Origin of the sequence: Paenarthrobacter sp. AMU7 (assembly GCF_041200195.1) — a bacterium.
GTDB lineage: Bacteria > Actinomycetota > Actinomycetes > Actinomycetales > Micrococcaceae > Arthrobacter.
In genome coordinates this window covers 1,724,648-1,747,373 of record NZ_CP165735.1, presented here as the reverse complement: position 1 = coordinate 1,747,373, position 22,726 = coordinate 1,724,648, and the positions used below count along the sequence as shown (strand labels likewise).

The window sequence follows — 22,726 nt, the reverse complement described above, 5'->3', positions numbered from 1 at the left end:
ATGACGCCATGTCCGAGGAACCGGGCGCCTCAAGCCCAGAGCCGCCGGCAAGACCGACGGAGTTGTCACCGAGTGTCCGCGCTCAATTGCTGGCCACCGAGCACTGGAGCCTGCTCGCCTCACGCAGTACCACCCAAGGCGAAGTCCTCACACGCATCAGCATGTTCCTGACCTTCACTTCGGCAAGCCTGTTGAGTGTGGCGCTGGTGGGTAACGCCACACAGTTTTCAGATGCCTTCAGGGCTTTCGCGCTGACCGTCCTCAGTATCGACCTTGTGGTTGGCCTGCTCACTCACGTCCGCGTCATGAGTGTGGGCATGGAGGACCTGATGTACGTCCTGGCGATGAACCGCTTGCGGGCGGCCTACGTCGACATGGATCCCGGCATAGGGCCGTACCTCATGGCCGGCGCCCACGATGACGAAGAAGGCGCCAAAAGGACGTACTACTTCCTGGGCGTTCGGACAGACTTCAGCCAGGTCGCTGGCAGCAGCATGGTCTTCATGGGCTTCGTCAACTCGGCCTTGATCGCTCTCCTGCTGGGATCGGCACTGCTGACAGCCGGGCTTCCCCCAGTGGTGGCAGTCCCCGTCGCCGTTCTGGTCGCCCTGGCCTTCTTCGGCACATCACTGGTCCGCGGCCACAGACGCTACCTGGCAGTGTGGAAGAACCACCCGCCTGTTTCCCCCAGCACCCATTAGCCCGCCCGATGAGCAGGGTGTGGATTAGTCGATAGCCGCCATGAGCTCCACGGCGCGGGCCAGGAACGCGTCCACCTGGGCTTCTTCGTAGCCTTCATCGCCCTTGGCCGCCCGGAACACGGCCCGGCGGACAGTGTCCACGCTCAGGACCTGGTCGTGTTCAAGGTATCCCACCAGTTCAGCACACAGTGCGTCCACGTCCTGGATGTTGTAGCTGCGCGCCCGCCTGCTGGAAGGTCGACGGAACCGCTCGCCATCGGGCCGGTGAAGCCGGCCCCGCAGGATGCCGGAGAGTTTGCCGATCTGGCGCAACCAGGCTTCTTCGCCCTGCTGGCTGATCAGGTCGTCACGCTCGCGGCGTGCAAACGCATCCTCGAGCCGGTCCAAGGCGGCGTCCACGCTGTGGGCGTCGTACCCGCCTTTGACGGGATCAAAGGCCACGTCCCGCACGTCCACGCTGGCCACCTGGTCAGCGGTACCCACGGGGTTCTCGAACGACGTCCTGGCTCGCTGGAGGAACTCGTCAACTTGTTTGGCGTTATAGCCGTACTTGCTGCGCTCCACGCGATCGAACGTTGCGGGAATCTGGCGTCGAATATCCACGGACACTAATTTTCCTTCGTTGATTGTCAGACGCCGCTGAGCAGCGCGAACAGAACATAGGCTACAGGGGCCGCGAACACAATGGAGTCCAGGCGGTCCATGACGCCACCGTGGCCGGGCAGGATACTGCTCATGTCCTTGACCCCCAATTCACGTTTGACCATGGACTCGGCAAGGTCGCCTGCCGTAGCTGCGGCCACCATGCCAACGGCCAGGAGCAAGCCCACCCACCAGGGCTTGTCGAGGAGGAAGATGCAGGCCAGGACGCCAATCAGCATGGCTCCACCCACCGACCCGGCGAAACCCTCCCACGACTTTTTGGGACTGATTTTTGGAGCCATCGGATGCTTCCCGAAGGACGCCCCAACGATGTACCCAAACGTGTCATTGGAAACGACCAACAGCAGCATGGACGCAATCTGCCATGCACCTTCGGGGATCCCATCCGGCCAAAAGCCCACAGGAGTGGGGCCGCTGGTGGTGTGCAAGGACAGCGACGCGAAGCTGATGAGGAAAGGAATCCACGCCAGGGTGAACACACCGGCGAAGACGCTCCGCGGCGCTCCAGCGGCGCTCTCGATGGAACGCCAGAGCAAGACGGCCACGGAACTCGCCGTCATGGTGAACAGCAAACCTTCCAGGCCGCCGAAATAGGCCGATACCGGCATCACCAGGCTGCCAACCATCACGGGGATGATCGGCATCCTGGTGCCCTGGGCTTCGAGGGCCCGGAAAACTTCCCACACACCCAACACAGCAAAAGCCGTGGTGAGCAGGACGAATCCCAAGGGGAGGAAAAGCAATCCGCCCAAAACCGCCAGAAGCATGGAAAGGCCGACGCCGATGGCCGCCGGAAGGTTCCGGCCGGCCTTTGGCGTGGGGTTCGTCCGTACGCGCCTGGCGCGCTGAGGGGTATCGCGTGTCGGGACCCGTCCAGCGGGTGCCGGCTCAGCCTGGTTCATCAGACCTCGAGCAGCTCGGCTTCCTTGCGCTTGAGCAGCTCGTCGATGCTGTCAACGTGCTGCTTGGTCAGGGCGTCGAGCTCCTTCTCAGCGCGGGCACCCTCATCTTCACCGGCTTCGCCGTCCTTGACGAGCTTGTCCAGCGTGTCCTTTGCCTTGCGGCGGATGCTGCGGATGGAGACCTTGGCGTCTTCACCCTTGCCCTTGACAATCTTGACGTACTCCTTGCGACGTTCCTTGGTGAGCTCAGGAATGGTGACGCGGATGACGTTGCCGTCGTTCGATGGGTTGGCACCAACCTCGGAATCGCTCAACGCCTTCTCAATGTCGCGCAGAGCGGTTTTGTCGTAGGGCGTGATGAGGATGGTCCGGGCATCGGGAACACCGAAGGAAGCCAACTGCTGGAGCGGCGTGGGGGTGCCGTAGTACTCCACAATTACCTTGTTGTAGAGACCAGGGTTCGCCCGACCCGTACGGATCGTAGCGAAATCGTCCTTGGCTACCTCAACCGCCTTGTCCATCTTTTCGCCGGCTTCGAGCAAGGTCTCTTCGATCACGGGTTTCTCCTCAGAAATAAGTTGCTGCCCTCATGCAGGCCGCAGTGCACAGTAAAGATCCGCCGTGAAAGGCGGAAGGTCCTAGAAATATCCTAGCCCCAGCTAGGGAGTAACCAGGGTTCCCAGCGTTTCGCCGAGGATGGCACGGGTAACGTTGCCCTCACCTTCCATGCCGAAGACCACCATGGACAGTTTGTTGTCCTTGCACATGGTCATGGCCGTCTGGTCCATGACGCGGATGTCCCGGCGCAGGGCGTCGTCGTAGCTGAGGACATCCAGCTTCTCGGCTGTGGGGTCCTTCTTGGGATCGGCAGTGTAGACGCCATCCACACCGCTCTTGGCCATGAGGACCACGTCAGCATGGACTTCGAGGGCACGCTGGGCCGCTACGGTATCAGTGGAGAAGTAGGGCAGTCCGGCGCCTGCACCGAAGATGACAACGCGGCCCTTCTCCATGTGGCGGATGGCACGGCGGGGAATGTAGGCCTCGGCAACCTGGCCCATGGTGATGGCGCTCTGGACGCGGGTTTCAACGCCTGCCTGCTCCAGGAAGTCCTGCAGGGCCAGACAGTTCATGACCGTGCCGAGCATGCCCATGTAGTCGGCGCGGGAACGGTCCATACCGCTCTGGGACAGCTCTGCGCCGCGGAAGAAGTTGCCGCCGCCTACGACGATCGCAACTTCGACGTCGGACACGGCTGCCGCGATCTGCTTGGCGATGGCCCGGACGGTCTCAGGATCGACGCCGAGCTTGCCTCCGCCGATGACCTCGCCGGAAAGTTTCAGAAGTACACGTCGGCGGGTCTTCTCGGGCTGGATTGCAGTGTTGACGGTTTCCATGGTGCCTCCCGTTGGTGGACTCTGGCTAGATTATCGTGCTGTGGGTCCGCGCAGGTACTACCCGGACGGGTGCATGAAAAAGGGGCGGCCACCGAAGTGACCACCCCTTTTCATGAATTACTAGTTTCCTACGCGGAAACGGGTTACTGCGGTTGCCTTGACGCCGGCTTCTTCGAGGACCTGCGCAACGGTCTTCTTGGAATCCTTGGCGAATGCCTGGTCAACCAGAACTTCGCCCTTGTAGAAGCCCGTCACGCGGCCTTCAACGATCTTCGAAAGAGCAGCTTCGGGCTTACCTTCAGCCTTGGCGGTCTCTTCGGCGATGCGGCGCTCGGATTCGACCAGTTCGGCCGGAACGTCGTCGCGGGTCAGGTAGTTCGGAGCCATGGCTGCAACGTGGACAGCGATGTCGTGTGCGGCGGTGGCAGCGGCTTCGCCTTCACCGTCAACAGCGAACAGGACGCCGACCTGGGCCGGAAGGTCCTTGGAAGTCTTGTGCAGGTAAGCGTCAACCGTGGTTCCCTCAACGCGGGAGATACGACGGACGACAACCTTTTCGCCGAGGACAGCGCCCTCTTCGACAACAACCTCGGACAAGGGCTTGCCGTCAACCTCGGTAGCCAGCAGGGTCTCGAGATCGGCTGCGCCGGACTCGACTGCAACGTTGAGGACCTTGTCAGCCAGCTGGATGAACTTGTCAGCCTTGGCAACGAAGTCAGTCTCGCAGTTGACCTCGATCATTACGCCAACGCCGCCGTTGACCTTGGCAGCAACCAGGCCCTCAGCGGTCGAACGGCCTTCACGCTTGGTAGCGCCCTTGAGGCCCTTGATGCGGATGATCTCGATGGCCTTCTCGGCGTCACCGTTGGCTTCGTCAAGAGCCTTCTTGACGTCCATCATGCCGGCGCCGGTGCGCTCGCGCAGGGCCTTGATGTCAGCAGCAGTGTAGTTCGCCATGTGAACCCCTCTGTCTAGAATTTGTGTGTTTACGGACTGACAGGACGGCCGCCCACCATGTGAGCTGCCATCCTGTCAGTTGCCCCCGATGCTGTTTGCGGCATCAGGGAAGGTCCAGATTTACTTGGCTGCTTCGGCTTCGCCGGCTGCAGCTTCAGTTGCTTCGGGAGCTTCTGCTGCGGGAGCTTCTGCTGCCGGAGCCTCGGCTGCCGCTGCTTCTTCGGCCTTGCTGCCTTCGAGGAGCTCGCGCTCCCATTCAGCCAGCGGCTCTTCCGGAGCCTCGGTGGTGCCGGTTGCGCGCTGGTTGCGGGCGATGAGGCCCTCAGCGACAGCGTCGGCAACAACGCGGGTCAGCAGGTTGACGGAGCGGATGGCGTCGTCGTTACCCGGGATCGGGAAGTCAACTTCGTCGGGATCGCAGTTGGTGTCCAGGATGGCAACAACCGGGATGTTCAGCTTCTTGGCTTCGTCAACAGCAAGGTGTTCCTTCTTGGTGTCAACAACCCACAGAACCGAGGGAGCCTTGGTCAGGTTGCGGATACCACCGAGGTTGGATTCCAGCTTGGTGAGTTCGCGCTTGAGGAGCAGGAGCTCCTTCTTGGTGTAAGCCGAGCCTGCGACGTCGTCGAAGTTGATCTCTTCGAGTTCCTTCATGCGCTGGATGCGCTTGGCGACGGTCTGGAAGTTGGTGAGCATACCGCCCAACCAACGCTGGTTGACGTACGGCTGGCCAACACGGGTAGCCTGCTCGGCAATTGCTTCCTGAGCCTGCTTCTTGGTGCCGACGAACAGGACGGTGCCGCCGTGGGCGACAGTAGCCTTGACGAACTCGTAGGCGCGGTCGATGTAGGACAGCGACTGCTGGAGGTCAATGATGTAGATGCCGTTGCGCTCCGTGAAGATGAAGCGCTTCATCTTCGGGTTCCAACGACGGGTCTGGTGTCCAAAGTGGACGCCGCTGTCAAGCAGCTGGCGCATAGTTACGACGGGCATGCCGACGCTCCTTCCGGCAGGTCATTCATGAGAGAGCCCATGGGACTGCTCTTACCCTGCCAATAGTTGACGGTTGTTTAGCCTTTGCCCGGATGGGCGCGGCTCCTGGCATCCTTTGCACTTCTCATCCGGAGCGAAGCCAAAGGCTTGTCCGGACCGCAAGAGGCACAATCTTCCGCAGCCTGAAGCCACGTGGCTTCGCTGGTGGAGGGTTGGATACGCGTAGTCAGCCTGGGGCCCCCACATATCTGAATGAGACATGTTCCTGAACAAGCTTGAGGGCACAGCAAACTGCTCCACCAAGTGTACTACAGCAGCCCCACCTGTTTGACCGCGGCCGCAGCCCGTTGTCCACATACGAACGACCGGGGATCGACCCGCCGCGGGCTCCCCGGAAGGCTTGGTCCATGACCCTTACGAAGTCCTTGACGACCCTGCTGGCTGCCGTGGCGATGAGCGCGGGCGGACTTGGCGCACCCGGGCCGGCCGCACCGGATCCTGCCTCGGCCCGGTGGAGCTGGCCGCTCTCCCCCAAACCTGACGTGCTTCGGATCTTCGATCCTCCGGACAAACCGTGGCTGAGCGGCCATCGGGGTGTGGATGTCGGACCAGCGTCCGACGGCGGAAAGGTCACCGCGCCGTCGGACGGCATGGTGACCTTTGCCGGCGTAGTGGTGGATCGACCGGTACTGACCCTCGACCACGGCGATGGCCTCAAAAGCAGCTTCGAACCCGTGACCAGCGAACTCAAAGCCGGCGACGTTGTCCGTAAGGGCCAGGTCATAGGGACCGTGGAACCCGGACATTGCGGCCTCAGTCCGTGCCTGCATTGGGGTGTTCGCCGGGGCGGGGACTATCTCAACCCGCTGAGCTTCGTAGCGGACCTGCGCCCGTCCATCCTGCTCCCGCTTTCCTGAGCCGCCACCCCGCCGGGACAGCACCCTGGTCAGCGGACCATCTAGACGATGGCCGAAACGCCCGTGATGGCCCGGCCGGTGACCAGCGTGTTGATCTCGTGCGTGCCCTCGTAAGAGTAAATGGCCTCGGCATCGGAGAAGATCTTGGCCATCCCGTAGTCCGTGACGATCCCATTGCCACCCAGGATGCTGCGGCCCAGGGCGACGCTTTCGCGCATGCGTGCGGTGCTGAACGCCTTGGCCAAGGCTGACTGCTCATCCTTGGCGACTCCTGCGTCTTCGAGTTGGGCCAGACGGACCATCATGCCCATGGAAGCAACGGTGTTCCCGAGGATCTGGACCAACTGGTTCTGCACCAACTGGAACGCGGCCAGCGGCCGTCCGAACTGCTGACGCTCCACGGCGTAGCTCCGGGCGACGTCGAAAGCTGCCATCTGAAGCCCCACCGCCTGCCACGCGACAGCCAAACGCGTGACCTTGAGGACCTTGTTGGTGTCCCGGAAGCTGTTGCCGTTGGCAAGTTTGAAGAAGTCCGGCACCACAACGTTATCCAGAACGATGTCCGCGTTCTGGACCGTACGAAGGGAGATCTTGTTCTCGATCTTGGTCGCAGAGAAGCCTGGCAGCGTGGTGTCCACCAAAAACGCCTTTACCTGGTTGTCGGCTACGTCCTTGGCATAGATCACTACCCAGTCGGAGAAAGTAGCGTTGCCGATCCACCGCTTGGCACCGTTGAGGATCCAGGTGTCGCCGTCGCGCTTTGCCGTGGTCCTGGTGCCGCCGGCAACATCGGAGCCACCCAACGGTTCAGTGAGGCCGAAAGCTCCGATCTTCTTGAGCGAATAGATATCCGGAAGCCAGGCATCCTTCTGCTCCTGGGAAGCGAGGGCTTCGATGGAGCCGGTGAACAAGCCGTCGTGGACACCCATGAAGGTAGCAATGGAAGCATCCGCCCGGGTCACCTCGGCATGGAGCATTCCGGCGAACAGATTGGAGTACCCCTGACGGCGGACAGGGCTGACAAGGTCCAGTTCGCCGAGCTTGGGAATGAGGTCCATGGGGAACTCCCCACGGTTCCAGCAATCCACGGCAATGGGCTTGACCTCACGGGCCAGGAATTCGCGGACCTCGGCCAGGCGGTCCTGCTCTTTGCCTGTCAGCATCTGCTCAAAGGCATAGAAGTCGCCGTCGGCATAAGGAAGGTTGGTGGCGTCGAATGCAGCGTTGGACATGTTCGCTCCTTCAAGGGTGGTCACCTGCGACCAAGACTAAGTTACTGATGAGTAACTTACCGCAACCAAGGGGGAACGCAAAAGAGCTGTGGCCGACAATCATGGATTGTCGGCCACAGCTCCTGCGTCAAATGTAGGGCTACTCGGACTTGAACCGAGGACCTTAGGATTATGAGTCCCGCGCTCTAACCAGCTGAGCTATAGCCCCGTGAAGCCCGGAAAACCCCCGCAAAGCGGCAGTTCCGGGCAAAGCACTCCAGCAATTCTAATAGGTGCCGGGGAGTGCTTTTGTCACACCACCTTGTCCTCGTAGGAAGCCCCACGGTAGAGGTCCTCGAACGTCTGGAGCGTGCCGTTGATACTGTGGGGCTCCACCATCTCGCGGCTCAACTTGCCCATGGCTTCCAGCTCATGCTTGGGAAGCTCCACCAGCTTGGTGATTTTGGCTGCCAGTTCATCGCTGTTGTTCGGCGTGAAGAGATAGCCGTTCTCACCATCACGGACCAGATGCGGCAAGGCCATGGCATTGGCCAACAGCACCGGAGTGGAAGCAGACATGGCTTCCAAGGTCACCAGCGACTGGAGCTCAGCTGTTCCGGGCATGCAGAAAATGTCGGCCTTGATGTAGGCCTCGCGCAAATCTTCGTCGCTGGCGAGTCCCAGGAACCTGACCCTGTCCCCCAGCCCCAGCTTCGCTACCTGGGCTTCAAGGGCGGGCCGAACTTCGCCACCACCCACGATTTCCAGGTTCACGTTCAACTCGCGCGGGGTCTTGGCCACGGCGTCGATCAGCACGTTGATGTGCTTCTCTTCGGCCAGACGTCCCACGAACAGGACCGTCGGGTTGGCGTGCGGTTCGATGACCTCACCGGGCTGGAGCTCGTAGGCCGAGGAGTCGATGCCGTTGGAGAGCGGCAGGACCTTACGCAGGAATGCGTGTTGGTGCATGGCCTTGGCAGCGAGGGGCGTAGGCGTGGTGACCACATCGGCCTGGCTCATCACCTTGCCCATGTCCTTCCAGGAGATGCGGCCAACGATGTCCTTGAACCACTGGGGGAACGGCAGGAAGGGATTCAGGTTTTCCGGCATGAAGTGGTTGGTGGCAATAACACGGATGCCACGCTTAACGGCCTCGTACAGAACGTGCTCGCCAATCATGTAATGGCTTTGGATGTGGACGACGTCCGGCTGGACTTTGTCGAACAGCAGGCTGATTTCCTTCTTGATCTCCCACGGGAAGCAAATGCGGAAGTACTCATGCGTGAAAACGCCATGGGAACGGAGCCGGTGAACAGTGGCTTCGTCGCGGAACTCCGTAAAGCTCTTGCCCGTGTCCGGACGGCAGGCCAACACGTGGACGTTGTGTCCTCGTGCCGTCATTCCCTTGGCCAGGCGGTAGCCAAACTGCGCGGCACCGTTGACATGCGGCGGGTAAGTGTCCGCAGCAATCAGAAGAGTGAGGGGCTTGTTGGTGTCGGGAATGGTCACGTGGAGAACTCCTGATGTTCACGGTGCGGACAGCACTGCTTGTGGCAATACTGCGGTGTCGCCGGGTTGCCGGTCCGCGTGCAGCGGCGGCGCAAGGTACAGCTATGCCCTAGGCCTTCTTGGCGGCAGCCGCCTTTGCGTCCTTCTTGCGTTTGGTGACTTCCGGATGGTGCCGGCTCAGGGCAATAACTCCCACGATAGCAAGCGTTGCGGCCACAGCCATGGCGATAGCCATCACGGCGTGGACATCGGGACGAAGCTCACCGAGGATCACGATGCCGATGGCGATGCCCACCATCGGGTCAATAACGGTCAGACCGGCGATGACGAGGTCCGGTGGGCCGCCGGAGTAGGCACTTTGCACGAACCAGGATCCCAATCCCCCGGCGGCCACGATGGCTATGAGGGTGTACCACTGGACGTTGAGCAGGAACAACCCGTTGGGATCCAGCAGGTGCTTGCCGATGATGCGGGTCAGGACGGCAACAAAGCCGAACAGGACACCAGCACCCAGGATGTAGACGAAGGCACTCATGCGGTGTTTGAACAGCACGGCCAAAGTTCCGAAGATTCCCACGGCCAGAGCGAGAAGGAGAACAATGGTCAGCTCGTCCTCGCTGGTGACGTGATGGTTCTCCTGCGTGACGAAGACGGCCAGCAACACGAACAATGCCGAGCCCGTGACACATGCGCTGATGGCCACCACAGTTGCACGGTTAATGCTCAGACCCTGGTCCTTGGCATTGACCACCGTGGTGATCACCAGCGCAATGGCACCAATGGGCTGCACCACGGTCAGCGGTGCAGAAACCAGGGCGATGGCGTTCATCCCCATTCCGAGGGTAAGGAACAGCAGCCCGAGCATCCAGCGGGGATTCCGCAGCAGCCTCAGGAAACCGTTGGAGCTCAGCGCCAGGCCACCGGTGTCGGCTTTGACTGCGCTGCCCTGCCGTTGGGCGCCTATGGCGAGGAAGAAGGCACCAAGGACCGCAAGGAAAACCGCCAACCAGACCATCAGCCGTGTCCGCCGTCGTCGTTTTTCAGTTCTTTTCCCTTACGCAAGATGGCCCAGAAATAGTTGTAGGCCGCAATCCAGTGTCCCAGCAGCCCGAAGCCCAGAAACGTCCAGGCGGCAACGAAGTAGACCTCAGTGAACGGGATGGGCAATTTGGAGAGGACAAGCAACGGAGTGCCGAGCAGCAACAGCGCTGTGCGGATTTTCCCAATGACGCTCACTGGAAGGTCCGGGTGGCTGCGGAAGTAGATCAATGAAGCAATGGCCAGGATGGCGTCCGGAACCAGCAGCGCGGCCAGGTACCACCACTGCACGACGCCGGCAATCGCCAACGTGAAGGCAACGGCCAGCAGCGCGGCCCGATCGGCCATGGGATCCAGGATGCGGCCCAGCTTGGAGGTCTGGTCGAACCGCCTGGCGATGTAGCCATCAACCCAGTCGGTGCTGCCCATGATCACAAGTACCAGGACCGCGAAGCCGTACTCCTGCTCCGACAAAACGAGCCACACGAACAGCGGGACCCCCATGAAGCGGAGGACCGTGAGGATGTTGGGGACAGTTAAGATGAGGTCGTGGTCAACCTGCGGCCGGTCAGGGTTCGAACCAGCACCGATCAATTTCACCTGTGTCCCCCTTCCTCGTTGTCAATGTTTGGCGCTGCGGATTTCTGCCTACTTTTTCAGCAGCTTCCGCAGGGCAACAACGAAGACCACGGCAGCAGTGGCAAAAGCGGCCAGGTCCTTCCACCGGGCGGCGAGCCGTTCGGTGAGGCTTTCGGGGACGGCGTCTCCGAGGTCGGCAAACTTCGCCGCAGCGAACTCCCTGCCCTCTTGGAACTTTCCGCCGGCACTGTTCAGCAGGGCCTGCCCCTGCTTCTTGACGTCCAACTGCTCGCCGAGCTCGTCGCGGACCCCCGTCAGGTGTTCGCGGCGCTTCTTCAGGCGCGAGCGAAGCTCCGCTTCCGTGGGTGCCTTGACGGCGTCCGCTTCCTTGGCGGCTTCCTTCGCAGCCTTCTCTGCCTTGGCCTTCTCCGCTGCAGCTTCCTTCTCGGCCTTGGCCGCCTTGGCAGCGGGCGAGTTGGGATCGAGGATGGACTCATCGAAGGCAGAGCCCTCTTTGGCAATTCCAAGATCGTGCTTGATGCCCCGGATGGTGTCCTCGGGCACCAGGGGCATGGCCTTCTTGAACTTGGCGATTCCAATCAGGGATGCAATGGCCACGATCACCAAGAAGAACGCTGCGACGATCAGCGCCGCGAGCCATCCCGGCATGATGGTTGCCAGCCCCAGAATGGCGGCAACAACGAGGGCGATCACCAACAGCGCAAGGAAGGCAAGGGCCACGCCAAAGAAGGCGCCGGCTATTCCAACCTGGGTGGCCTTGCGTTTGAGTTCCACCTTGGCCAAGGCAATTTCGTCGTTGATTTGCCGTGGGGCCAACCGTGCAACGAGCTTGAGGGTCTTCGGCAAAGTACGAATGGCAGGTCCTTGACTGGTCCGGCCGGTGTGACGTCCACTCATGGGTTCCGCCTAACTGCTTTCCTCTGGGCATCGTGTTGGGGCGAACGCGGACTGAAATCTCTCACCGCGGACACCTGTTCTCAAAGCTATCATTCAGGTTCCTGCTGAACTTTCGGGGCCACACTGCGGCGCGCCCGTCATACGCCCAATAAATATGATCCGGGCCATAGGATAGATGATCGTGACCTCTCCCATTGCTCCGGGCGACTCCCTGAGCCGACGCGAAAAACTTGTCTACATTCTCCTGCTGGGTGCACTGACTGCGCTGGGTCCCTTCACGATCGACCTTTACCTCCCGGCGTTCCCGGCGCTGGAGGAGAGTTTCGACGTTTCGGCTGCGGCCATCCAGCTCACCCTGACGGGAACCACCGTAGGCTTCGGGCTTGGCCAACTGGTGGTGGGTCCCTTCAGCGACAAAGTGGGGCGCCGGCTTCCGCTGATCCTGGCCACCGCCCTCCACATCGGCTCGTCGTTCGGTGCAGCGCTGGCAACAGACATCGGGATGCTGTCGCTGTTCCGCGTCCTCATGGGCATCGGCGCCGCAGGCGGCGGTGTAGTGGCCATGGCCATGGTCAGGGACCTCTTCCACGGCTATTCCATGGTCCGCATGTTTTCGAGGATGTCACTGGTCAACGGCCTGGCTCCCATCCTTGCCCCCGTTATCGGATCCCAGTTGCTGTTGGTCTTCCCATGGCCCGGTATTTTCTACTTCCTGGCCGCCTGCGGGCTGCTGGTGATCCTTGCCTCCATCTTCTTCATCCGGGAGACGCTGCCCGCAGCCCAGCGCGGCAAATCCACCATCACGGTGGGACAGCGCTACAAATCGGTCCTTACGGACCGGATCTTTGTGGGCATGGTGCTGGTGGGAAGCCTGAACTTCGGTGGTTTGTTCGCTTACCTTTCCGCGTCCACTTTCCTGTTCCAGGACGTCTACGGATTCTCGCCGCAGCAATACGGGCTCCTGTTCGGCATCAATTCGCTGGGCATTGTTGCGGGTGTACAGATCAGTTCACGCTTGATCAGGCGGGTGGCCCCGCAGTGGATTGTTGCCGGGGCAACATTGTTCATGCTCTTCGCTGCCCTCCTCATCGTGGTGCTTGACCTCTTGCACGCCGGCCTCTGGGGCATCCTCATTCCGTTGTGGTTCTATATCTGTGCCACCGGGTTCATGTTCCCCTGCGTCCAGGTCCTGTCACTCGCCAATCACGGCGCCCAGGCAGGCACCGCAGCGTCCCTCCTCGGGGCATCACAGTTCATGATGGCCGGAATTGTCCCGCCGGTAGTGGGTTGGCTGGGCGTCAGTTCCGCTGTTCCCATGGGCTCCGTCATGGCGGTGTGCATCACGGGGGCCATCGCCGCACTCTGGATTGTGGTCCGGCCCCGCACCGTGCCCTCCATCCATTAGGAAACCACCCGTAGGCTGACACCATGACCAGGAAACCGCACCGCAACGGCAGGGGCCTCTTTCTCGGCGCCCTGCTTGGCGCCACTGCCGGCGCGCTCATCGGCCGTGCCGCAGGAAGTGCCCTGTTCGGCGCGATTCTCGGTGCCGTGATTGGCGCCGCCATCCTTTACCGGGTGAACCCCGGCCCCTGGAAACGGGACTAAGCCCACCGAACCAAACGCGGCCCGCCGCCGTCGGGACTGTCCAACCTCTCCCCTTACAGCGTCCCGCAAGGCAGAATGGTGGCCAGCCGGGCTAACCGGTGCCGGACCGGTGAAGGGGACATCACATGAGCGCGGCTGGTGGATTGCGGGGCGGTATCCGCGGCTTGGCCACGGTGCGCCGGCTGCCCCTGGCACTGGGCCTGGCAGTACTGCTGTGGATCCTGGGGGCTGCGACAGGGAGCCTGTTGAATGGGCCCAGCGAGGCGTTGCTGGACCAAGTAGGTCTGGGATTGGCCGTGGAGCCAGGGCCATGGTGGTCGATTTTCACGTCGGCGTTCTTTGCTTCTTCCCTCTTGGACTACCTTGCCTGCACGGCCGCGATCCTGGTGGGCGTAGGCATCGCCGAGCGGGTCATGGGCCCGTGGCTCGCCCTCGTTGCCTTCATTGCGGGCTCAGCCCTCAGCGCCCTGGTTCTGGTGGCGCTGGTTGCTTTCGGGACCGACGCCAGCGACCAGTGGCTGAGTTTCCTGGGCGGCGAATACGTTGTGGGAGCCTACGGCGGCGCTGCCGCCACTTTGGGATGCGCGACGGCGGCACTTGACGCGCTGTGGCGACGGAGACTGCGGACGTGGTTGCTGGCCGCCACGCTGATGTTCGCCCTGTTCGTCGGCGTCGCCCAAACACTCCAGGCACTGGCTGGAGCGGTGATCGGCATACTGGCCGGCTGGGCCGTCCAGTCGCTGGTCCTCCGGCGCCGGGCAGGATCATTGCATTCCTCATCTCTCCGCGAGACGCGCTTCCTGGTGGGTACGGTGGTGGGTGTCTTCGCAGTAGGACCTTTGCTCACACAACTCACCGGCACGTGGGAAATCGGGCCACTCTCGGTCGTTTCCGAGGTGATGCTCCAGGCCAGTCCCGACGCCGACGAAGTCAAGGAAGCCTGTAACAACGACACCAACTGCGTCACGCTGCAAAGCATCGTGGGTGTTCAGAGCTTCGGCGCAGCCATTCTGACGCTGATTCCGGTCCTCCTGCTGCTGGTTTGCGCCGAGGGTCTCCGCCGTGGCCGCCGGCTCGCCTACCGCCTGACACTCGTGATCCAGGCGTACCTGGCAGCGGTGACGGTCCTGTCGATCATCCAGTACATCACTGATCCGGACGTCGCCCTGGGCGATGACGATTTCGGCTACCTCCTGCTTTATGCAGTCCCGGCGGTCCTCGCACCGGTGATCATCGTGGCCTTGCTGTTGGCCAACCGCCACAAGTTCCGGGTGGAGTCCAGCGACGCCGGATACAGGGTCCTGGGCAGGACCTCCCTGATCCTGGCCGTCGCCGCGATTGTTCTCTATGTGGCGTTCTGGTTTGTCGAAGGCAACCCGGGACGTTCCACGCTGTGGGACCTTGCGGGGCAGCTGACCCACATCCTGGTTCCTTTCCCTGTCCCCTTTGTGGTGGCCCTCCCCCAAGGCCTGTTGAGCACGGTGGTGTACGGGCTTGGCGGGGACATCATCTGGCTTTGCATCCTGGTACTGGTCCTGAACAACTTCCGACGGTTCAGGATGCTGGCCACCGATCCGGCCGCAGACCTCGGCCACACCCGCGAGTTGCTCCATGATGGTGGCGGCACCCTGTCCTGGATGGCGTTGTGGGACAACAACCAGTACTGGTTCACGCCGGACCGGAAGGCCGGCGTCGCCTATCAGGTGCACAACGGCGTGGCGTTGACGGTTGCGGGCCCCTTCGGGGCTGAAGAGCACCACGCGGATGCAGCCACAGGGTTCCTGAAGCACTGCGCCGGTCTGGGACTCATCCCATGCTTTTATTCGGCCACCGCAGAGCTCGACGCCCCTCTCGAACCACGGGGATTCCGCAAGCTGGAAGTGGCGGAAGAAACCCTTTTGAACGTCCAGGCCATGACCTTCAAGGGCAAGGAATGGCAGAACGTGCGCACCGCCCTGAACCGAGCGGAGAAGTTGTCCATCAAGGACCACTGGTATCCCTACCAGGGGATGCCGCCGGGAGTCAGGGCCCAACTTGCAGAGATCTCCGAAGAGTGGGTCGCGGACAAAGCCCTGCCGGAAATGGGATTCACCCTGGGAGGCCTCAATGAGCTGAAAGATCCCGAAGTCCTCTGCTGCGTGGCCGTGGACGATGAGGGCTTGGTCCATGGAGTCACGAGTTGGTTGCCCGTGTTCCGCAACGGCGTCATCTCGGGATGGACTTTGGATTTCATGCGAAGACGCACCACCGGGTTCAAGGGCGTCATGGAATTCCTGATCGTCTCGGCCGTGACCCACTTCAAGGAAGAAGTCCCGCAAATCTCGCTGTCCGGCTCGCCCTTGGCCAACGCCGGGGCTGACGGCGCCGAAGGGGACCGAAGCTCCCTGGACCGCGTCCTGGCGCTGCTCGGCAATGCCCTGGAGCCGATGTACGGATTCAAGTCCCTGGCAGCCTTCAAGTCACGGTTCCAGCCCGAGCACCGCACCCTGTACATGTACTACCAGGACCCCTTGGCCTTGCCATCCATTGGTATCGCTGTTGGTTCCGCCTACCTGCCGGGCCTCTCCCCCGCGCAGAGCGCCGGCCTCCTGCGGCAAATGGTCGCCAGGGAGCCCGCAGCATGAGGGGCAGGCGGTGTTCCCAGCCATGGACGACCTCCTGAAACTTGAGATCAGTGGCCCTGTAGTCATGACCATTGCCGGGGCGATCGGCGTCGTGTTCTTTCTGGTGCTTTTCCTCAGGCCGTCAGCCCGGTGGGCGCTGACCGCGATCATTGCCATTGTTTCCGCTGCACTGCTGGGGTGGCTGACGGTGTGGATCATCGAGGACGTCATGGACGTCTTCCATGTTGGCCTGACTCCCCGCGTATGGTTCTGGGCCATCTCCTGCTTCGCCGCGCTGGGACTGTCGGTGGTCAGCTTCCGCCACAGCCGTGCTTGGCGGAAAGTGGTGGCTGCAGTCTCCATCCCCGTTTTTGTCCTCGTCGCGGGGCTGGGCATCAACACCGAGTTCGGGCTGAACAAGACCTTGGGCTCGGCCCTGGGGATTTCCACCGAAGGCGCCATCCAGTTGAACAAGCCCAACCCGGACGCGTCCATACCGGCAGGACCACTGTGGCAAAGCTGGAAACCCCCGGCCACCATGCCAGCCAAGGGCAAGGTGGGCACCCAGGTGATACCGGCGACGGCCTCCGGATTTGAGGCCAGGCCCGCCGGCATTTACCTGCCTCCCGCGGCCCTGACGGACAATCCTCCCCGGCTTCCCCTGTTCGTCCTCATGATGGGCCAACCAGGCCTACCCGACCCCCAGTACGTCTCGGCGGCACTGGATGACTTCGCGGCGAAGAACAACGGCCTGGCGCCGATTGCGATCGTGGCTGACCAGATCGGCCCGGATGAGAACGACACCCTCTGTTTGGACACCACCAAGTACGGCAACGTAGAGAAGTACATCAATGAGGACGTAGTGAACTGGGCCAAAGCCAACCTCACCATCCTCCCGGACCGGGAGCATTGGACCATCGCCGGTTACTCCAACGGCGGCCAGTGCGCCATCTCCTTCGCCGTTAAGTACCCGAAAATGTGGGGCAACGTGGTGGACATCTCCGGCGAAGAGTTCCCGGGAGCCGAGGACCCCGCAGGCAACCTCGCAACCATCTTCGGCGGCAATCAGGCCGACTACGACGCCCAGAAGCCCATCAACATCATGAAGGGCAAGCAGTTCCCTGATACGACAGCCGTCTTCACTGTCGGATCCGACGACGTGACGTATGTAGCCGCGGCGAAAGCTGTCTCCGCCGCTGCACAGGCGGCGGGCATGACGGTGACCTATTACGAGGTCCCCAACGGCGGCCACGTGGGACTGGCCCTCAATGCGGGCCTGGCCAAAGGCTTCGAGGTGCTGTATCCCAGGCTGGGGCTCTCCCGCTAGGGCTCCCCCTGTTGCAGGCCCCGAACCGGCGATAAAGTTGGGGTGTGCCACATGGGCAAGAGCTGCAGCCGCTTCCGGCACCGTGGCAGCGTCGGGATGAACGCATCCTGCCGCTGTGGTGGGACCGTCTGTGCTCGGTGACCAGCCCGCAGTCGGCCGCCCTTTACGCCGCAGGCCTCTTCACGGACGACCGCCGCCGGCCCATCGCCCAGTGGTACAACCCCCAGGCCGACGCCGCCCTGCTGGTTGCGCCGGAGACTTCCCCTGAGTGGCCGGTCCAGCGATTCGGAATCTTCTATGCCCCGCCCGGTGGCGGATTCACCCGCGTCTATTCAGCCCCGCACGAGTGGCATCCGCGCGAACCCAGGACCCCGCCCACTGAGCAGGATTCGTTCCTTGCAGCTGTTGCCGAGGCCGCCCGGTTCCTGCAAGTGGAGATGGATTTCGTCTAGGAAAAGACGAACCCCGCATCGGCGTGACGCCGATGCGGGGTTCTTATGCTCCTCCGACTGGACTTGAACCAGTAACCCTTCGATTAACAGTCGAATGCTCTGCCAATTGAGCTACGGAGGAATGAAGCGGTTATGACTTTAGCAAAGGTTCTACCGGAATGCGAAATCGACTCCGGATACCCCTGAGGGGTATAAAAATACCCCCGCTCCGAAAGCTCGGAACGGGGGTATTGTGCGCTCCTCCGACTGGACTTGAACCAGTAACCCTTCGATTAACAGTCGAATGCTCTGCCAATTGAGCTACGGAGGAATGAAGCGGTTACTAGCTTAACAGGGGCCCGCCGGAAAACGAAATCGAGGTTCTCACCCGTCCGATCGCAAGGATCGGCGCTCCATTTCCAACACCATCAACTCACGGTTCAGCCGCTGGAATTCTTCCGGATTGGCTCCCGCATCCAGGCGTTGCAGCTGGCCCATCTTGTCTGCCTTGATACGGGTGATCTGCAGCTCGAAGAGGCGGGCCAGGATATCGCGGCGGTACCGCTGCATGGCCTCCGGTGTACTGGCGGGCAAGGGTGTCACTGCCAACTCGGACACCAAGGGCCGCAAAGGCTCGGGAACTTCCTGGCGGACCTGCTCCACCCACGCCACCGGATCAGCCGAGTGGGCAAGTCCGGCAGCCCGCACGGCCGTGTGGACCGCCGCATACGCAGGGGTGGCGAAGTACGAGGCCTCGAAACGCTCCCAGGCGCCCCCGCCCAACACCCCCGGCTCCTGGAGGACAACTTCCAGTGCCTGGCGTTCCATACCCGCAATGGGGTCTCTGGGATCGGGCCGTTGGAAGACAGGACTGCCCGACGGCGGGGCTGCAGCGGCCGATTGCCCGCCCGGACCGGCCGGAGCTGACGCATTGCCACCGGATGCGGCACGCTTGGCGGCCGCCCCAACGTAGCTGCTGACTTCCTCGATAGGCATACCCAGCCAGCCGGCCAGGTTGCGCGTGTAGCCGGGCCTCGTGGCGGAGTCCCTGATTTGCGCCACCACGGGGGCGGCCTCGCGCAGTGCCGCCACACGGCCTTCCACCGTGTCCAGGTTGTGCCGGCGAAGCGTGGCCCGGATGGCGAACTCAAAGAGGGGCTTGCGGGTACCGATGAGGTCGCGCACCGCGGCGTCGCCCTTGAGCTGGCGAAGATCGCAAGGATCCGCGCCGGAGGGCTCCACGGCGACGTACGTCTGGGCAGTGAAGCGCTGGTCTTCCTCGAAGGCCCTCAGGGCGGCTTTCTGTCCTGCGGCGTCGCCGTCGAAGGTGAAGATGACCTCACCGCCGCTGCCGTCGTCCGAAAGCAGCCGCCGGGCCACCTTGATGTGTTCGGTGCCGAACGCAGTACCGCAGGTGGCCACCGCCGTCGTGACTCCTGCCAGATGGCAGGCCATGACGTCCGTGTACCCTTCCACCACCACCAGTTGCCGTTCCTTGGCGATGTTCCGCTTGGCGATGTCGATCCCGTAGAGGACCTGTGACTTTTTGTAGAGCGTGGTCTCCGGAGTGTTCAGGTACTTGGGGCCTTGATCGTCCTCGTAGAGCTTGCGGGCGCCGAATCCGATCGTGTCCCCGGCGATGTCGCGGATGGGCCAGATGAGCCTCCCCCGGAAGCGGTCATAGATGCCCCGGTTTCCTTCGGAGAACATCCCGGTGAGTTTCAATTCAGCATCCGTGAACCCGCGCCCGCGGAGGTGCTTGAGCAACGAGTCCCAGCCTTGGGGGGCATAGCCCACGCCAAAATGCTCGGCAGCGGCGCGGTCGAAGCCGCGTCCATCGAGGAAGTTGCGCCCTTCGGCCGCGCCGGGGGTCAGCAGCTGGGCGCGGAAGAACTCGTCGGCGATCTTGTGGGCGTCCAGCAGGCGCTGGCGCTTTCCCACTTCCTCGCGGCTGGGCCCGGTGCCGCCGTCCTCGTAACGCAGCTCGTAGCCGATCCTGGCGGCCAGCTTCTCAACAGCTTCGTGGAAGGAGCTGTGGTCCATCTTCTGGACGAAGGAGATGGCATCCCCGTCCTCCCCGCAGCCGAAGCAGTGGTACCTGCCCACTTGCGGGCGAACAGTGAAGGAGGGCGAGCGTTCGTCGTGGAAGGGGCACAAGCCCTTGAAACTGCCCAGCCCGGCGCCCTTGAGGGTGACGTAACCGTCAACGACTTCCTTGATATCCGTGCGCTGGCGTACTTCGTCGATATCTTCACGTTTGATCAGGCCAGCCACGTCACCATCCTAGTCGCTTGCCCCCAATGACCCCGCCGTTAACGTCAGCGGCTCCGGAGTTACCAGAGGGACGGAAGACTGCCCACGAGGCGTTCGTACACGGCCAGCGCGGAGACATCCGTCAGCGAAGCGACCTGGTCGATCACTACGCGCAACCGGGCACCGTCGTCGGCGGCGTCACGCCAGTCCGCGGCGAACATTGGCTCCAGATGGCGGTCGCCGGAGGCGTTCAAAACACCCACGAGCGCGTGCAGCACTTCGCGCTGGCGTTCGTAAACGGGCTGGCGGTGGTCGGTGGAGATGACAAACGTGGTGGCCAGACCCTTGAGCACCGCGATTTCGGTAACGGTGTCCTCAGGAACCATGAGCTCTGCGTCATAGCGGGTCAGGTTGGCCGGGCCAAAGTGCGCCCGCGTGGTTTCCATGGCGCTTTGGCAGAACCGGCCGATCAACTGGCTGGTCATATCCTTCAGGGCAGCCATCGATTTACGGCTGCCATCCGCCTCGCGGACCCAGACCTTGGTGGCTTCCAGCCGGGCCAGGGCGGCATCGATTTCGGCGGGGTCGTTGTGGGGCAGGTACCACTGTTTGGTGTAACCCACCACGCGCGCCCGATGGTCCGGGTTGTCCATCCATTTGAGCTGGAAATGACCCGCTACGATCGCATCCTCGACGTCGTGGACCGAGTAGGAAATGTCGTCCGCCAGGTCCATCACCTGGGCCTCGATGCAGGAGCGGTTCCCGGGGGCACCCTCGCGCAGCCATTCAAAGACCGGAAGATCGTCCTCGTAGGCGCCGAACTTGCTGGTGCGGTGGCCATGGATGACGGGAGCGTCGACCGCGGACCACGGGTATTTGGACGCAGCATCGAGACTGGCGCGGGTCAGGTTGAGCCCTGCCGGCCGTCCGTCCTCGGCGAGCACTTTGGGTTCGAGCCGGGTCAGCAGGCGCAGTGTTTGGGCGTTGCCTTCGAATCCACCAATGGTGTGCGCCACTTCATTCAGCGCGGACTCGCCGTTGTGGCCGAAGGGCGGGTGGCCGAGGTCGTGGCTCAGGCATGCTGTGTCCACCACGTCCGGATCGCAGCCAAGGGAACGTCCCAGTTCACGGCCCACCTGGGCCACTTCCAGGCTGTGGGTCAGCCTGGTCCGGACAAAGTCATCAGTGTCCGGGGCAACAACCTGTGTTTTTGCACCGAGCCTGCGCAGGGCCGAAGAGTGCAGGACCCTGGCGCGGTCCCGTTCAAAATCGGAGCGATAGTTGCTCTTGCGCGGCTCTTCAACCCACCGCGCGGAATCTGCCTCGGCGTAACCGGGGATGGCCAGCACAAAATCGTGGGCCGTCCCGTCGTGGCCAAGTATCGCTTCGGTTCCCATGGGTATCTGCCTCCTTCAAGCGCCGGGGTGTGGAGCTTCTTGAGTCAGTCTTACACGTGTGAGGCTAGCCGCCCGAAACGTCCAGCTCCGCAGCCGAGATATCCGCGCTCTGTTCAGCGTTCAGCTGACGGCTCACCAGCCAGTCTTTCGGCAAGGCCGGCTTCTTGGGCGAGCCGGCGCGGCCCCGGGGACCTTCTGAATCGACACCCGGGTAGGGCGAGTCCATGTCCAGTTCATCGAGGTATTCGCGCAGCACCTCGAGGGTGGGGACCGTAGCCAGTTTGGCGCGGAGCTCGCCGCCCACCACGTAGCCCTTGAAGTACCAGGCCATGTGCTTGCGGATTTCGCGAAGCGCCTTGTATTCGTCGTTGCCGAAGGTCTCCACCATGAGCTCGGCGTGCCGGTAAACCCCCTCAGCCACTTCCCGGAGTCCGGGGCGGTGCCGCTGGTCACTGCCTTCGAAAGCTGCCTGCAGGTCCCCGAACAACCACGGACGGCCCTGGCAACCGCGGCCAACCACGACGCCGTCCACACCCGTTTCCCGCACCATGCGGACCGCATCCTCAGCGGACCAGATGTCGCCGTTGCCCAGCACGGGGATATCCGGAAGCGCTTCGCGAAGACGTGCGATGGCGGACCAGTCGGCCTGCCCGGAGTAGAACTGGGCGGCCGTGCGTCCATGAAGGGCGACGGCGGCCACGCCTGCGTCGCGGGCGATGCGGCCCGCGTCGAGGTACGTCAGGTGGTCTTCGTCGATACCCTTGCGCATCTTGATGGTCAGCGGGATTCCGCCCTTGGACGCTTCCTTGACCGCCGTCTGCACGATGGACGTAAAGAGATCGATCTTCCACGGGAGCGCCGAGCCGCCACCGCGCCGGGTGACCTTGGGTACGGGGCAGCCGAAGTTCAGGTCGATGTGATCCGCACGGTCTTCTTCCACGAGCATTCGAACCGCGGCACCCACCGTCACCGGATCCACACCGTAGAGCTGCACGGAACGGACTTTCTCGTCCTCATCGTGGGAGATGATGCGCAACGATTCCGGCGTCCGTTCCACCAGGGCACGGGAAGTGACCATCTCGGCCACGTACATGCCGCCGCCGTATTCACGGCAGAGCCTGCGGAAGGCCGAGTTGGTGATGCCCGCCATGGGGGCAAGGATCACCGGGGTGTCCACGGTGATCCCGCCGAGCTTCAAGGGCGGGAGCTCGAGCTTTGGTGCGGGGGGCGTTGCTACTACAGTCACCTATCCATTGTTGCAAAGCGAGGCAAATCGGCCGGAATCCCGCCACATAGTTGGGCAATACACCGTGTTGGCCAGT

21 protein-coding genes and 3 tRNA genes are annotated in these 22,726 nt (G+C 62.5%); 7 read left to right on the top strand and 17 right to left on the bottom strand.

From position 1 onward, the window contains the following. Nucleotides 1-8 precede the first annotated feature (8 nt). Complete coding sequence (locus ABQM86_RS07995) at nt 9-701, top strand: hypothetical protein (protein ID WP_207596963.1); 693 nt, start codon at nt 9-11, stop codon at nt 699-701. Nucleotides 702-725: 24 nt separating this feature from the next. On the opposite strand, the gene ABQM86_RS07990 is transcribed toward ABQM86_RS07995, so the two are convergent. From ABQM86_RS07990 to rpsB, 6 genes are all read right to left on the bottom strand, one after another. Next, on the bottom strand, nt 726-1,310 hold the full coding sequence (locus tag ABQM86_RS07990; RefSeq protein WP_089594332.1) for a DivIVA domain-containing protein: 585 nt from the start codon (nt 1,308-1,310) through the stop codon (nt 726-728). 20 nt (nt 1,311-1,330) lie between these two features. Next, entirely contained in the window at nt 1,331-2,266 is a 936-nt protein-coding gene (locus ABQM86_RS07985) for a phosphatidate cytidylyltransferase (protein ID WP_089594331.1), read from the bottom strand. After that, on the bottom strand, nt 2,266-2,823 hold the full coding sequence (gene frr, locus ABQM86_RS07980) for a ribosome recycling factor (protein WP_026541491.1): 558 nt from the start codon (nt 2,821-2,823) through the stop codon (nt 2,266-2,268). The genes ABQM86_RS07985 and frr overlap by 1 nt, the downstream gene beginning before the upstream one ends. A 102-nt stretch (nt 2,824-2,925) precedes the next feature. Next, nucleotides 2,926-3,663 carry a UMP kinase gene (pyrH, locus tag ABQM86_RS07975; RefSeq protein WP_207596961.1) on the bottom strand — a complete coding sequence of 246 codons (738 nt, stop codon included), beginning with the start codon at nt 3,661-3,663 and terminating at the stop codon, nt 2,926-2,928. 120 nt (nt 3,664-3,783) lie between these two features. Continuing rightward, the gene (tsf, locus tag ABQM86_RS07970; RefSeq protein ID WP_026541489.1) at nt 3,784-4,620 is read right to left on the bottom strand and encodes a translation elongation factor Ts; all 837 of its coding nucleotides are present in this window, start codon (nt 4,618-4,620) and stop codon (nt 3,784-3,786) included. Nucleotides 4,621-4,740: 120 nt separating this feature from the next. Beyond that, nucleotides 4,741-5,613: a 30S ribosomal protein S2 gene (rpsB, locus tag ABQM86_RS07965; protein WP_207596960.1), complete on the bottom strand. Its 873-nt coding sequence runs from the start codon at nt 5,611-5,613 to the stop codon at nt 4,741-4,743. A 407-nt stretch (nt 5,614-6,020) separates the two neighbouring features. Here rpsB and ABQM86_RS07960 point away from each other — a divergent pair, with 407 nt between their 5' ends. After that, nucleotides 6,021-6,530, top strand: a complete 510-nt coding sequence (locus ABQM86_RS07960; RefSeq protein ID WP_369746349.1) for a M23 family metallopeptidase — start codon at nt 6,021-6,023, stop codon at nt 6,528-6,530. Between the two features lie 41 nt (nt 6,531-6,571). Here ABQM86_RS07960 and ABQM86_RS07955 read toward each other — a convergent pair whose 3' ends face one another. The 6 genes from ABQM86_RS07955 to ABQM86_RS07930 form a co-directional block, all read right to left on the bottom strand. Beyond that, a complete protein-coding gene (locus ABQM86_RS07955; protein ID WP_337339628.1) occupies nt 6,572-7,762 on the bottom strand; it encodes an acyl-CoA dehydrogenase family protein in 1,191 nt (396 codons plus the stop codon). Nucleotides 7,763-7,896: 134 nt separating this feature from the next. Beyond that, nucleotides 7,897-7,970: transfer RNA gene (locus tag ABQM86_RS07950), tRNA-Ile, on the bottom strand. Nucleotides 7,971-8,053: 83 nt separating this feature from the next. Next, complete coding sequence (locus ABQM86_RS07945) at nt 8,054-9,250, bottom strand: glycosyltransferase (protein WP_369746348.1); 1,197 nt, start codon at nt 9,248-9,250, stop codon at nt 8,054-8,056. A 109-nt stretch (nt 9,251-9,359) separates the two neighbouring features. Beyond that, the gene (locus tag ABQM86_RS07940; RefSeq protein WP_207596956.1) at nt 9,360-10,265 is read right to left on the bottom strand and encodes a DMT family transporter; all 906 of its coding nucleotides are present in this window, start codon (nt 10,263-10,265) and stop codon (nt 9,360-9,362) included. Beyond that, nucleotides 10,265-10,888, bottom strand: coding sequence for a CDP-alcohol phosphatidyltransferase family protein (locus ABQM86_RS07935; RefSeq protein WP_369746347.1), 624 nt, complete (start codon nt 10,886-10,888; stop codon nt 10,265-10,267). Before ABQM86_RS07935 ends, ABQM86_RS07940 begins: the two co-directional genes overlap by 1 nt. A 48-nt stretch (nt 10,889-10,936) precedes the next feature. Continuing rightward, nucleotides 10,937-11,785 (bottom strand): phage holin family protein, encoded by an 849-nt coding sequence (locus tag ABQM86_RS07930; protein ID WP_207596954.1) that lies wholly within the window; start codon nt 11,783-11,785, stop codon nt 10,937-10,939. A 175-nt stretch (nt 11,786-11,960) separates the two neighbouring features. Between ABQM86_RS07930 and ABQM86_RS07925 the strand changes: the two genes are divergently transcribed. The 5 genes from ABQM86_RS07925 (at nt 11,961) to ABQM86_RS07905 (ending at nt 17,775) form a co-directional block, all read left to right on the top strand. Further along, nucleotides 11,961-13,190 (top strand): multidrug effflux MFS transporter, encoded by a 1,230-nt coding sequence (locus ABQM86_RS07925; protein WP_369746346.1) that lies wholly within the window; start codon nt 11,961-11,963, stop codon nt 13,188-13,190. A gap of 23 nt (nt 13,191-13,213) precedes the next feature. Further along, on the top strand, nt 13,214-13,393 hold the full coding sequence (locus ABQM86_RS07920; protein ID WP_207596952.1) for a glycine zipper domain-containing protein: 180 nt from the start codon (nt 13,214-13,216) through the stop codon (nt 13,391-13,393). A 125-nt stretch (nt 13,394-13,518) separates the two neighbouring features. After that, the gene (locus ABQM86_RS07915) at nt 13,519-16,017 is read left to right on the top strand and encodes a phosphatidylglycerol lysyltransferase domain-containing protein (protein WP_369746345.1); all 2,499 of its coding nucleotides are present in this window, start codon (nt 13,519-13,521) and stop codon (nt 16,015-16,017) included. Between the two features lie 22 nt (nt 16,018-16,039). Beyond that, nucleotides 16,040-17,323 (top strand): alpha/beta hydrolase, encoded by a 1,284-nt coding sequence (locus ABQM86_RS07910; RefSeq protein WP_369746344.1) that lies wholly within the window; start codon nt 16,040-16,042, stop codon nt 17,321-17,323. Between the two features lie 44 nt (nt 17,324-17,367). Beyond that, the gene (locus ABQM86_RS07905) at nt 17,368-17,775 is read left to right on the top strand and encodes a hypothetical protein (protein WP_207596949.1); all 408 of its coding nucleotides are present in this window, start codon (nt 17,368-17,370) and stop codon (nt 17,773-17,775) included. Nucleotides 17,776-17,823: 48 nt separating this feature from the next. Here the strand turns inward: ABQM86_RS07905 and ABQM86_RS07900 are convergent. The 5 genes from ABQM86_RS07900 to dusB form a co-directional block, all read right to left on the bottom strand. Beyond that, nucleotides 17,824-17,896, bottom strand: a tRNA-Asn gene (locus tag ABQM86_RS07900). 116 nt (nt 17,897-18,012) lie between these two features. Beyond that, nucleotides 18,013-18,085: transfer RNA gene (locus tag ABQM86_RS07895), tRNA-Asn, on the bottom strand. A gap of 53 nt (nt 18,086-18,138) precedes the next feature. After that, a complete protein-coding gene (gene dnaG / locus ABQM86_RS07890) occupies nt 18,139-20,028 on the bottom strand; it encodes a DNA primase (protein WP_369746343.1) in 1,890 nt (629 codons plus the stop codon). 59 nt (nt 20,029-20,087) lie between these two features. Then, complete coding sequence (locus ABQM86_RS07885; RefSeq protein WP_280627613.1) at nt 20,088-21,404, bottom strand: deoxyguanosinetriphosphate triphosphohydrolase; 1,317 nt, start codon at nt 21,402-21,404, stop codon at nt 20,088-20,090. Nucleotides 21,405-21,468: 64 nt separating this feature from the next. Continuing rightward, nucleotides 21,469-22,650, bottom strand: a complete 1,182-nt coding sequence (gene dusB, locus ABQM86_RS07880) for a tRNA dihydrouridine synthase DusB (RefSeq protein ID WP_014921229.1) — start codon at nt 22,648-22,650, stop codon at nt 21,469-21,471. Nucleotides 22,651-22,726: the final 76 nt, after the last annotated feature.

Excerpts from the sequence above, each read along its gene's own strand:
- pyrH (WP_207596961.1), bottom strand. The coding sequence starts at position 3,663 with ATGGAAACCGTCAACACTGCAATCCAGCCCGAGAAGACCCGCCGACGT.
- ABQM86_RS07925 (WP_369746346.1), top strand. The coding sequence starts at position 11,961 with ATGATCGTGACCTCTCCCATTGCTCCGGGCGACTCCCTGAGCCGACGC.
- ABQM86_RS07910 (WP_369746344.1), top strand. The coding sequence starts at position 16,040 with ATGGACGACCTCCTGAAACTTGAGATCAGTGGCCCTGTAGTCATGACC.
- ABQM86_RS07885 (WP_280627613.1), bottom strand. The coding sequence starts at position 21,404 with ATGGGAACCGAAGCGATACTTGGCCACGACGGGACGGCCCACGATTTT.
- ABQM86_RS07930 (WP_207596954.1), bottom strand. The coding sequence starts at position 11,785 with ATGAGTGGACGTCACACCGGCCGGACCAGTCAAGGACCTGCCATTCGT.
- ABQM86_RS07995 (WP_207596963.1), top strand. The coding sequence starts at position 9 with ATGTCCGAGGAACCGGGCGCCTCAAGCCCAGAGCCGCCGGCAAGACCG.
- rpsB (WP_207596960.1), bottom strand. The coding sequence starts at position 5,613 with ATGCCCGTCGTAACTATGCGCCAGCTGCTTGACAGCGGCGTCCACTTT.
- ABQM86_RS07955 (WP_337339628.1), bottom strand. The coding sequence starts at position 7,762 with ATGTCCAACGCTGCATTCGACGCCACCAACCTTCCTTATGCCGACGGC.
- ABQM86_RS07960 (WP_369746349.1), top strand. The coding sequence starts at position 6,021 with ATGACCCTTACGAAGTCCTTGACGACCCTGCTGGCTGCCGTGGCGATG.
- ABQM86_RS07940 (WP_207596956.1), bottom strand. The coding sequence starts at position 10,265 with ATGGTCTGGTTGGCGGTTTTCCTTGCGGTCCTTGGTGCCTTCTTCCTC.
- ABQM86_RS07920 (WP_207596952.1), top strand. The coding sequence starts at position 13,214 with ATGACCAGGAAACCGCACCGCAACGGCAGGGGCCTCTTTCTCGGCGCC.
- tsf (WP_026541489.1), bottom strand. The coding sequence starts at position 4,620 with ATGGCGAACTACACTGCTGCTGACATCAAGGCCCTGCGCGAGCGCACC.
- ABQM86_RS07985 (WP_089594331.1), bottom strand. The coding sequence starts at position 2,266 with ATGAACCAGGCTGAGCCGGCACCCGCTGGACGGGTCCCGACACGCGAT.
- ABQM86_RS07915 (WP_369746345.1), top strand. The coding sequence starts at position 13,519 with ATGAGCGCGGCTGGTGGATTGCGGGGCGGTATCCGCGGCTTGGCCACG.